At 74.0% G+C, this 10,608-nt stretch carries 8 protein-coding genes and 1 riboswitch; of the genes, 6 read left to right on the top strand and 2 right to left on the bottom strand.

Translation table 11 applies throughout. The features are described 5' to 3' along the window. Nucleotides 1–891 (bottom strand): hypothetical protein (locus tag TR48_RS44560; RefSeq protein WP_042373816.1); only part of this gene is annotated, 891 nt, incomplete at its 3' end. A gap of 778 nt (nt 892–1,669) precedes the next feature. Here TR48_RS44560 and TR48_RS31825 point away from each other — a divergent pair. The 6 genes from TR48_RS31825 to TR48_RS31800 all read left to right on the top strand — a co-directional run bounded on the left by TR48_RS31825 (nt 1,670) and on the right by TR48_RS31800 (nt 9,519). Next, complete coding sequence (locus tag TR48_RS31825; RefSeq protein WP_042373815.1) at nt 1,670–3,151, top strand: NsdA family TPR-like regulatory protein; 1,482 nt, start codon at nt 1,670–1,672, stop codon at nt 3,149–3,151. Between the two features lie 105 nt (nt 3,152–3,256). Next, nucleotides 3,257–4,459 carry an L-2-hydroxyglutarate dehydrogenase gene (lhgD, locus tag TR48_RS31820; protein WP_042373814.1) on the top strand — a complete coding sequence of 401 codons (1,203 nt, stop codon included), beginning with the start codon at nt 3,257–3,259 and terminating at the stop codon, nt 4,457–4,459. A 404-nt stretch (nt 4,460–4,863) separates the two neighbouring features. Continuing rightward, entirely contained in the window at nt 4,864–5,613 is a 750-nt protein-coding gene (trmB, locus tag TR48_RS31815) for a tRNA (guanosine(46)-N7)-methyltransferase TrmB (protein WP_439654512.1), read from the top strand. Between the two features lie 58 nt (nt 5,614–5,671). Further along, nucleotides 5,672–7,480 (top strand): PrsW family intramembrane metalloprotease, encoded by a 1,809-nt coding sequence (locus tag TR48_RS31810; RefSeq protein WP_052443218.1) that lies wholly within the window; start codon nt 5,672–5,674, stop codon nt 7,478–7,480. A 122-nt stretch (nt 7,481–7,602) separates the two neighbouring features. Then, a complete protein-coding gene (locus TR48_RS31805; RefSeq protein WP_052443217.1) occupies nt 7,603–9,192 on the top strand; it encodes a hypothetical protein in 1,590 nt (529 codons plus the stop codon). A gap of 27 nt (nt 9,193–9,219) precedes the next feature. Further along, nucleotides 9,220–9,519 carry a hypothetical protein gene (locus TR48_RS31800; protein WP_042373813.1) on the top strand — a complete coding sequence of 100 codons (300 nt, stop codon included), beginning with the start codon at nt 9,220–9,222 and terminating at the stop codon, nt 9,517–9,519. Nucleotides 9,520–9,657: 138 nt separating this feature from the next. On the opposite strand, the gene TR48_RS39435 is transcribed toward TR48_RS31800, so the two are convergent. Continuing rightward, nucleotides 9,658–10,440, bottom strand: coding sequence for a M23 family metallopeptidase (locus tag TR48_RS39435; protein ID WP_052443216.1), 783 nt, complete (start codon nt 10,438–10,440; stop codon nt 9,658–9,660). Between the two features lie 11 nt (nt 10,441–10,451). After that, a riboswitch (cyclic di-AMP (ydaO/yuaA leader) is annotated at nt 10,452–10,580 on the bottom strand. Between the last annotated feature and the right edge of the window lie 28 nt (nt 10,581–10,608).

Below are 10,608 nucleotides of genomic sequence, written 5' to 3'. Positions count from 1 at the left end.
GCCCTCCGCCGCGCCGACCGCGCCGACCGCGCCGACCGCGCCTGCGACCGCCTCACCCGACGCCGCGCGGAGCATGCCGACGCCGAAAGCGGCGCGCGGCGCGGGCGTGCGCACGCGCAACCGGACGGACTCGAGCAGAGAGCGGGTGACCTCGGCGGTCGCCGAGGCCTCGGTCATCTCGTAGCTGCCGATCCCGCCCGGCAGCGGCTCGTAGGCGGCGACGTCCGGCGCCCCGGCGCGCATGCTGAGCGCCTGCCCCGGCGTGACCCGGCGCACGCCGAGGAACGGGCTCGTGTCGCCGACCCCCTCCGGGGAGTCCGGCAGGGCCAGCCGTGCGGCGAGATGGACGTGGTCGACTGGCGCCTCGACCAGGTCGGCGAGCGGCAGCGCCGCCGTCGCCCAGGCGGTGCCGCCGCGCCAGCCGGTGTAGTAGACGGGCTGGACACCGGCAAGATCGCCCAGGACGGCGACGCGGGTGCCCTGCTGCAGGACGACGACGTAGCTGCCGGGCCAGGTGGTCAGATGGCGCAGGGCGCCGCCGCTGGTGGCCAGCAGGGCGGTGCGCAGCGCGGAGTCGGCCGCGCCGCAGCGGCCGAGGACGAAGAGGCGGGCCAGCGCGCCGTCGTCCGGCGGGAACGCGGGCGTGGGCGCCCCGGTCTCGAACGGGGCGGGGAGCTCCTCGAAGTCAGGGAAGCCGTTCTGCACGACGTGCCGGTGATGCCGGCGGTGGCGGTAGACCGCGACGCCGCGGATCTCGTCGGGGCGCCAGTCGCCGACGACCCACAGCGGGTCGTTCCCGGGCCAGAGCAGGCGCCCGCCGACCGGCCGCAACGCAGCGGCCTCCTGCCCGGCCCTGCCGCGCACGCCGTTCCAGCCCACCACCCACCGCATCGTCGCCTCCCCGGCAAGGCAGCACGGTGCCGCGCCGTCAGCTCACATGGTGCCAGCTCACGGCGCGCACGTCGGCGGCCTCGCGGAGATCGACTTACGTTCACAGCCCGGTCGTTGATCATCCATCAGCTCGAAGGTGCAACAAATCCAGCGAAAACCTGAGTAAACCACCCAAGATCCACACGTGGCAGGTCGGGCTCCGGGCCATCCCCTCCCTGGTCCGGGCCCCGACCCCTGGGGCCGCGGACCGGGAGGGCCCGGACGGACGAGCCCCACGCCCGCCCCGAACTGCGCGGTGACTTCGCGGCCCGGGGGGTGTCCGCACACCCCCCGGGCCGGTCCGCCGCCGCGCGGGGATGTACGGCGGCGGCGTCCCCCGACCCGCCGGGTCCTCGACGGCAGGCCGACCCACGCCACCATGCAACTGCCGCGACTGCACGTCAGGGAGGGGGCACGGCGGGGCGCACCGCCGCACGCGCCAGGGGCATACGCCAGACATCCGCCGCACGTCTGTGCGGTTCGCTCGGAGGGAATCCCGCAGGCGGGACGCCGGTCGTCTCGGCCGTGGCCGGTACCGGTTCCCGCCATCCGGTACAAGACCCCTTAACCCTGGGAACCCGGGGAACTACTCTGGGTGTTATCAGTCAGGATGGGTGATATCCCGTCAAGGGGCTCCCCTCCAAGGGTAGTCGGATCAGAATCAGAACAGTCAGGGCCGCCGGGGCAGTCGCGGCGGTCGCAGCGGTCGGGCCGGGCAGTCGAGGGGGTGCAGCCGGGAATGGTGGCCAACGGGCGCGGACCGAACGAGAAGCTGGGCTCCCTGCTGGCGCTCGCGGGCATCAGCAACGCCGGGCTGGCCCGGCGGGTCAACGATCTCGGCGCACAGCGGGGCCTGACGTTCCGCTACGACAAGACGTCGGTGGCCCGGTGGGTCACCAAGGGCATGGTCCCGCAGGGTCCCGTGCCGCACCTGATCGCGACGGCGATCGGCGGCAAGCTCGGCCGGAGCGTCCCGTTGGAGGAGATCGGCCTGGGCAGCGCCGATCCCACGCCGGAGGTCGGCCTCTCTTTCCCGCGCGACGTCCCCGCGGCGGTGCGGGCCGCCACGGAGCTGTGGCGTCTCGATCCCGGGCGCGCGCGCAAACCCGGTGCGACCGGCCCGGGGTGGTGGGACAGCCTGGCCGGCACCTTCTCCGTCGCCGCGTACGCCACACCCGTCTCACGCTGGCTGATCACGCCCGTCGACGGGTCCGTCGCCCGCGAGGCCACGGCCGCCGCCTCGTTCACCGACGTGCACGAGCCCTCCGACCTGGCCCGCCTCGCCGACACGCGGGGCCGCCCGTACCGCGTGGGCCACGCCGACGCGGCGAAGCTGCGCATGGCGGCGGAGGAGGCCCGCCGCTGGGACTCCCGCTACGGCGGCGGCGACTGGCGCTCCTCCATGGTCCCCGAGTGCCTGCGCCGGGACGCGGCGCCGCTGCTGCTCGCCTCGTACAGCGACGAGGTGGGACGCGCGCTGTTCGGCGCGACGGCGGAGCTGAGCCGCCTGGCCGGCTGGATGGCCTTCGACACCGGCCAGCACGAGGCCGCGCAGCGCTACTACATCCAGGCGCTCCGGCTCGCCCGCGCGGCGGCGGACGTGCCGCTGGGCGGTTACGTGCTCGCCTCGATGAGCCTCCAGGCCACCTACCGCGGCGCGGCGGAGGAGGGTGTCGACCTGGCGCAGGCGGCGGTGGAGCGCAACCGCGGTCTGGCGACCGCGCGCACCATGAGTTTCTTCCGTCTGGTCGAGTCCAGAGCCCACGCCCGGGCGGGCGACGCGACGGCCTGCGCGGCGGCGCTCGCGGCGGCCGAGAGCTGGCTGGAACGCTCCCGGGCCGGGGATCCGGACCCGGCCTGGGTCGACTTCTACACCTGGGACCGCCTCGCGGCCGACGCCGCGGAGGGCTTCCGCGACCTCGGCATGCCGGGCAAGGTCCGCGAGTTCACCGAGCGCGCGCTGGCACGCCCCACCGAGGAGTACGTGCGCTCGCACGGCCTGCGCCTCATCGTCTCCGCGATGGCCGAGCTCGACGAGGGTGAGCTGGAACGCGCGGTCGCGGCGGGCAACCGCGCGCTGGACGTGGCCGGAAGGATCTCCTCGCAACGGACCCGGGAGTACCTGGGCGAGATGCTCAAGCGGCTGGACCGCTTCAAGGGCGAGCGCATCGCCGAGGAGCTCGTCGAGCGGGCGAGGCTGACCCTGGCGGCGCCGGCGTAGCCGCAGGTCCGCACCGCACGGCAGCACCGCACGTCAGCACCGCTTGTCCGCGCCGCTTCTTCGCAGAGCCCAGCGCCCTCGGACTGCTCCAACTAGAGTTCCCGCATGGGTTCCTCCTACGACTGCGACGTCGTGATCATCGGTGGCGGGATCGTCGGGCTCAGTGCCGCATACGCGTTGAGCCTCGCGCGGCCCGACGCGGACGTGATCGTGCTGGAGAAGGAGCCGCGGCTCGGCGCGCACCAGACCGGGCACAACAGCGGCGTGATCCACAGCGGGCTCTACTACAAGCCCGGCTCGCTGAAGGCGCGCTTCGCGCTGGCCGGCGCGGCGGAGATGGTGGAGTTCTGCAAGGAGCAGGGCCTGCCGCACGAGGTGACCGGCAAGCTCGTCGTCGCCGTCGACGAGACCGAACTGCCCCGGCTGCGCGCCCTCGCGGAGCGTGGCCGCGAGCACGGACTGCCGATCCGCGAGCTGGCCGCGGGCGAGATCGCGGCGTACGAACCGCACGTGCGCGGGGTCGCCGCGCTGCACGTCGGGACGACGGGCCTCGCCGACTTCCCCGCCGTCGCCGAGCGGTACGCGGAGCTGTCGGGGGCGCGGATCCGGACCGGGAACGCGGTCACCGCGATCGACCGCCGCGCGGACGGGGTGACGGTCACGACGTCCCTCGGCGAGGTCCGCGCCCGCGCGCTGGTGAACTGCGCGGGTCTGTACAGCGACCGGGTCGCGCGGCTGGCCGGGGACGAGCCCGGGCTGCGCATCGTGCCGTTCCGCGGCGAGTACTTCGCGCTCTCCCCCGGGGCGGCCGCGCTCGTGCGCGGGCTCGTCTACCCCGTGCCGGACCCGGCGTTCCCCTTCCTCGGCGTGCACCTGACCCGCGACCTGGTGGGCGGGGTCCACGTGGGCCCGAACGCCGTGCCGGCGCTGGCCCGCGAGGGGTACGGGTGGGGGCGGATCAGCGTGCGGGACCTCGCCGAGACGGTGAGCTGGCCGGGCACCTGGTCCCTCGCGTCCCGCCACTGGCGCGCGGAGGCGGTCGAGCTGCACCGCTCCCTCAGTCACCGCGCGTTCACGCGCGCCCTGCGCCGCCTGCTGCCGGACATCACCGAGCACGACCTCGTCCCCGCTCCCGCGGGCGTCCGTGCCCAGGCGGTCGACCGCACCGGTGCGCTGGTCGACGACTTCGCCTTCGCCCAGGGCCCGCGCACGGTCCACGTCCTCAACGCCCCCTCCCCTGCGGCGACCGCCTCCCTCCTCATCGGCCGCGAGATCGCCTCCCGCACCCTGACCGCCCTGGACGCCTGACACGCGGATGCGCCCCTGCGCGCAGGCACGCGGCAACGGCCGCGCCAGCGTGGCTCCTGCGCCGAGGGGCCGGAGCCACCGGCGCCGACGGCCGAGCAGCGCGCCCCGGGGACCCGGCGCGCACGGGCGCAAGCGCGGGCCTCGCTGTGCGGATGCGCGGACCCGGTGCCGCAGGCGGGTCCCCCGCCCCCGGCGTGAGCGGCCCAGCAGCACGCCCCGGCACGGTTGCCGCGCGAGAGCGCATGGACGAAGGGGGCCGGGCTCTCGGACCCGAGGGGAGCCCGGAACCGCGCCTCCGGCGGGTTCCCCGCGCGCGGCCGAGCGCCCATGCGCTGCGCGGCACGCAGAGGAAGGGACGCGTGCCCCCGAGGGCCCTTTGCGGGTTCCGTAGACTGGAGCGCATTGTGACCAGCCAGACCACCGCCCCCGCCATAGCCCCCGACGACGCACGTCCGGGGGCGCCCGTCTCGCCCGAACTGCATCAGGAGCGGCGGATCCGCAGTTTCCACCCGCGGAAGGGGCGCATGAGCACCGCTCAGCACGACGCGCTGGCGCGGTCGTGGGACCGGTACGGCATCCGCGTCGACGGAAAGCGGCAGCTGGACCTGGACGAGTGGTTCGGGCGGGCGAACGCGCGGGTCGTGCTGGAGATCGGCTTCGGCATGGGGGACGCGACCGCGACCATGGCCGCCGCGGAGCCCGAGCGGTGCGTGCTCGCCGTGGACGTCCACACGCCGGGGCACGGCAACCTGCTGCGCCGGATCGAGTCCGACGCGCTGGACAACGTCCGGCTCGCGGAGGGCGACGCGGTGGTGCTGCTGCGCGACCAGCTCGCGCCGGAGAGCCTGGAGGGGCTGCGGATCTTCTTCCCGGACCCATGGCCCAAGGCTCGCCACCACAAGCGCCGGCTGATCCAGCCGGAGTTCGTCTCGCTCGCCGCCTCCCGGCTGCGCCCGGGTGCGACGGTGCACTGCGCGACCGACTGGGAGCCCTACGCGGAGCAGATGCTCGAGGTGCTGGGCGGCTCCGCCGATCTGGCGAACCTGCACGCCGACTTCGCGCCGCGTCCCGAGTGGCGGCCGGTGACAAAGTTCGAGCGGCAGGGTCTGGCCAAGGGTCACGTCGTCCGGGATGTTCTGTTCCGCCGGGTCTGACGGTCTGACCCGCAGGAACTGCTTACCGGCCGCTCCGCGCCACCGCTAAGGTCGTGGGGTGAGCAGCGAGTACGAGGAGCCCGCGGCCGTCGCGGCAGCCGGTCCGATACCCGAACCGCACCCCGCCGATTCCGTCGTTCCCACCGATGCCGTCGACGCCGCGGTGCTGCCCGAAGGACTGCCGGCGGCGCCGCAGGCCGGCGGCACGGACGCGCTGCCGTTCAGCCCGCCGACCAGCTTCCGCTACAAGGTGCGACGCAACCTGCTGGAGAACCGGTGGCTGCGCCTGCTCGCGGTTGTGCTGGTGCTGGCGCTGTGCGGGGTGGTCATCCTCGCCAAGCTGCAGAAGATGACCGGCACCTCCGGCTTCCTGATCGGCGTCTCGCTGGCCGTGCTGCCGGTGCCGCTGATCCTTGGCGCCTTCTACTGGCTCGACCGGGTCGAGCCCAAGCCGTGGAAGCTGCTGCTCTTCTGTTTCGGCTGGGGCGCCTGCGCGGCCACGCTGGTCGCACTGCTGGCCAACGACTGGGCCACCACGGAACTGATCAGCCATCAGGTGGGCGGCGGGGAGACCCTCAGCGCCAGCCTGGTCGCACCGCTGGTCGAGGAGACCTGTAAGGGCTCGGCCCTGCTGCTGATCTTCCTGTTCCGCCGCCGCGACTTCACCGGCATCGTCGACGGCGCGGTCTACGCGGGCTTCACCGCGACCGGCTTCGCCTTCACCGAGAACATCCTCTACATCGGCCGCTCGGTCGCCGACGGCAGCCCGGACGGCGGCAGCGCCGTCGTGGTCACCGTCTTCACCTTCCTGATGCGCGAGGTGATGTCCCCCTTCGCGCATCCGCTGTTCACGTCGATGACCGCGGTCGGCTTCGGTGTGGCGGCGATCAGCCGCAAGCGCTGGCAGCGGATCTGCGCGCCGATCGCGGGCTGGATCTTCGCCATGCTGATGCACGGCACCTGGAACAGCTCGCCCTCGCTGGGCGCAGCAGGGTTCCTCGGCGTCTACTTCCTCTTCATGGTCCCGGTCTTCGCGCTGATGGTGTGGCTGCTGGTCTGGGCGCGCGGCAACGAGCTGCGCACGGTCGGCCGCCAGCTGGCGGTGTACGTGACGGCGGGCTGGATGAGCTCGCCAGTCCCCGTCGTCATGTCGTCGATGCGCACCCGCAAGCAGGCCCGCGCCCTGGCCCGGTTCCAGCAGGGTCCGGCCGGGGACCGGGCCATGCGCGAGTACCTGTCCTTCGCGACCTCGCTGGCCCTGCTGCGCGAGCGGGTGGCCCGCGGGCTGGCCGTCCAGCACTTCACGGAGCGCGAGCAGGAGCTACTGCACCATCTGTGGGAGCGGAAGGACGCGGTCTCGACGGTGTTCGCGCGCGTCGGCGAGCAGGAGTGGTTCCGCAAGCACCCGCCGCTGATGCCCGCGTTCGGTCGCCCTGGCCCGGTACCCATGGGGGTGCCGATGGGCATGCCCGCGCAGGTGCCCGCCCAGGGGTACGGCGGTCCGTACGCGCAGCCGGGCCCGTACGCACAGCCGGGCCCGTACGCGCAGCCGGGCCCGTACCCGCAGCCCGGCCCTTACGGACAGCCGGGGCCGTACGGTCGGCCGGGGCCCTACGCCCAGCCTGGCCCTTACGCGCAGCCCGGACCGTATGCCCAGCGCCCGTACCCGCAGCCGTACGCGTACCCGCAGGTCCAGCCGTACCAGCCCCACCCGTACCAGCCCGCGCTGCCGCAGCCGTACCCGCAGGGCCCGTCGTACCCCGTCACCCGGCCCGGGACGCCCGCGCCCGAGCGAGCGAAGGACCAGGCGGAGGAGCAGGCGGAGGACCAGGGGCCGGAGCAGCAGCAGCCCGCCGCCGAGCGGTGACCATCAGCGCCCCACCAGCGACTTCGGCCGTACCGGAACCATCCGGACCCCCTGCCGCGTTGTTCTGAATATCCGCACATCGATGTGCGGCGACGCCGACACAGCGTCAGGAGGCAGCGCCGGTGACCGATGGCATCTACCGGATGGCCGTGACCAGTGGGCACGGGCATCAGGAGACTGTTGCCCTGGCCGAACAGCAGCTGCGGCAGTGGCTCAAGGCGCTGCACTACGACGAACCGGGTTCCGGGAACGGACGACGGCGCGTCGGACCGCAGGCCGTGCTGGACCAGGTGGCCCGTGGCAAGGCCGTGCAGGGGCGGCTGGCCCGCTGGCGGCTGCGCGAGTTCACCGTGCAGGGCATCTGGCAGACCTCGCTGACCGTCGCCACCGCGCGCGACGGCCGCACCTGGGTGCAGCTGGACGCCGAGCAGCTGCCGGTGCGCGGCGAGGAGCCCGCGAAGGCGCCCGTGCCGGCGCTCGCCCGCGGGCTGCTGGACGTGCTGGACGCGACGGAGGGCGAACAGCCCGGCTCAGCGCGGGTGCACGCGTTGCCGGGCGTGATCGAGCGGGGCGACGTCGACGACATCCTCGACGAGCTGTGCGACCCGGACCGGCGGCTGCCCATCGTCGTCGCCAGCACCCCTCTCCACACCGACTTCGAGGACTGGCTCGACGACACCGTCGACCCGCTGCTGCGCAGCTGCAGCGGGATCGCCGTCCTCTACGCGCTCTCCCCCGGCGCGGAACGCGCGTTCAACACGGCGCTCGAGCACCACCGCGTCTACGGCGGTGCGGTCCGCACGTACCTCCCGGGCCTTGATCCGGCATGGGCGCCGGAGGCGGCCCGGCACCGGGTGATGTCCCGCACGACGATCGAGGAGAACCTGCGCCGCGCATCCGGCCTGCTGGCCTGGCTGCCGCGTCGGCTCGCCGTGCAGGCGCCGCTGGCGGACCAGCTGGTCGGCCTGCCTCCGCTGCGTCCCGAGGGCCTGCCCGAGGCGGACGCGATCCAGCCCGGCGGCCTGCTGGTGGACCACGAGGAGGAGGAGGCCCACGAGCAGCGGGCCCGAGCGGAGGAGCTGCAGGAGGTCCGCCGCTGGCTGCGCGCCGCGGAGGAGCGGGAGTCGCTGCTGGCCGCCGAGTACGACGAACAGTACAGCGAGCTGCGCGCGGTCCGCACGAAGCTGCGCACGCTCTCCGGCCGCCCCGTGCGCCCGCAGGACTCCGAGCCCGCGACTTTCGCGGAGCTGCTGGACCGTCTGGACGAGTTCCCGCAGCTCGCGTTCACCGGTGACGCCCGGCTGACCAAGGAGCTGGACGAGCAGACGGACCACCCCACCTGGGTCCGGATGACCTGGGACGCGCTGATGGCCCTGCAGGACTACGCCGAGTCGGCCAAGTCCGGCTCCGCGGGCGGCGATTTCCGCAGCTGGTGCGAGAACACCCCGCCCGACTGCCACCCCTTCCCACCGCGCAAGGTGATCCGCGGCGAGTCCCGGACGGTGAGCACGAACGCCAAGTGGAAGCGGGAACGCCAGCTGCCGGTCCCGGTCGAGGTCGACCCGTCGGGCCGCGTCTTCATGGGCGCCCACCTGCGAATAGGCGGTGGCGGCACGGCTCCGCGCCTGCACTACCACGACGACTGCTCGGGCAGCGGCCGGGTCTACATCGGCTACATCGGACTCCACCTGCACAACACGCGCACGAACTGACCACTGACTGACGGAGGTTCACTTTCCATGGCCGAGGTCCCCTCTTCGCTCGTCGCCGCCACGGGTCTCGTCGGCGGCTACGCCGTCGCCCGCGCGACGAAGCGCCGCGAGCTCGGCGGCGTGGCGCTCGCCACGGCGGGCGGCGTGGCCGCATGGCAGTGGCGCAGGGCGGCGGGCCCGAAGGCGGCCGCCGCGCTGGGCGGCCTCTACGTGGCCGCGTTCGCGGGTTCCCACCCGCTGGCGAAGAAGCTGGGCGCGTGGCCGTCCGTCCTGACGGTGGCCGGCACCGTCGCCCTCGCGAGCTGGGCCGTCGCCGACCGGAAGTAGTGGCAACACCTCAGGGGCGCGGGGAACTGCGCGAGAAACCACCCTGTGCGGATGGCCCTGAACGTTGAGGACCATCCGGACGTCGGTGGCATGTCGCGCCGTTCGTCGCGCCCCTGAGTAGTGCTGCGCCCCTGAGGCTCAGATGCTGAGGCCGTGCGCGGCGAACCACGCGGAGGGGTCGACGGGGTCGGCGCCGTCGGGGCGGACCTCGATGTAGACGTGGGGGGTGGTGAAGCCTCGGGAGGAGCCAACGCGGCCGAGGGGGTGGCCGGCCTGGACGGAGCCCGCGGTGGCGGCGATCGCGGAGAGGTGGCAGTACCAGATCTCCGTGCCGTCGGGCAGCGTCTGGACCACGCGGTAGCCGTAGCTGCCGGCCCAGCCGGCGGAGGTGACGGCCCCGGCGCCGACCGCGCGGACCGGCGTGCCTGCGGGGGCCGGGAAGTCCTGACCGGGGTGCAGGTGGGACCAGTACGAGGCGTCACGTCCGAGCCCGGTCGAAGCGCAGGCGATCGGCGGGACGAGCGGGCCGACGGCCCGCACGCGCTCGGCCGCCGCGGCCTTCGCGGAGGCCGCGGCTGCGGCCTCGAGGCGGACGGACTGCGCCGTCGTCGGAGCGGCTGGGGCGGCTGCGGAATGGTCCGGCGCCCCCTGGGTACGGATGCGGTCGAGGAGCGCGGTGCCCGCGTCGGAGGCGTGGGCCGTGGAGGCCGCGCCCGCGTGCTCGTCGACGAAGAGGGAGCCGGTCGCGCCGCCGTGCTCGGCGTGCTCGGCCGCCATCGCGGGGCCGGCGAGGCCGATCACGCTGCTGGCTCCCACGGCCATGGCCGCGAGGCCCAGCGCGGCGCCGCGCTGCCGCGGCACGGCGAGGACGGGTTGGTCGGTCGGCGCCGGGGTCTGGACCTCGGCCGGGTATGCCGCCATGACTGGCGTGCTCCTTTCCGTCCCTACGCCGACCGGGTTAGCTGACGGGTTCGGAGAGGGAGGTCTCCTACGGCCGCAAGGCCGATGCACCCCAGGTACGTTGGGTCCCCGGTTCCATACGGATTAGGCGATACGCACGACGTCCGCGCGTACTGTTATGGAAAGTTA

The organism is Streptacidiphilus neutrinimicus (assembly GCF_000787815.1).
Classification (GTDB): Bacteria; Actinomycetota; Actinomycetes; order Streptomycetales; family Streptomycetaceae; genus Streptacidiphilus; species Streptacidiphilus neutrinimicus.
This window is presented reverse-complemented; position numbering and strand designations above follow the sequence as displayed.

Bases quoted from the DNA above. Each gene is read 5' to 3' on its own strand.
- TR48_RS39435 (WP_052443216.1), bottom strand. From the start codon at position 10,440: ATGGCGGCATACCCGGCCGAGGTCCAGACCCCGGCGCCGACCGACCAA.
- TR48_RS31800 (WP_042373813.1), top strand. From the start codon at position 9,220: ATGGCCGAGGTCCCCTCTTCGCTCGTCGCCGCCACGGGTCTCGTCGGC.
- TR48_RS31825 (WP_042373815.1), top strand. From the start codon at position 1,670: ATGGTGGCCAACGGGCGCGGACCGAACGAGAAGCTGGGCTCCCTGCTG.
- lhgD (WP_042373814.1), top strand. From the start codon at position 3,257: ATGGGTTCCTCCTACGACTGCGACGTCGTGATCATCGGTGGCGGGATC.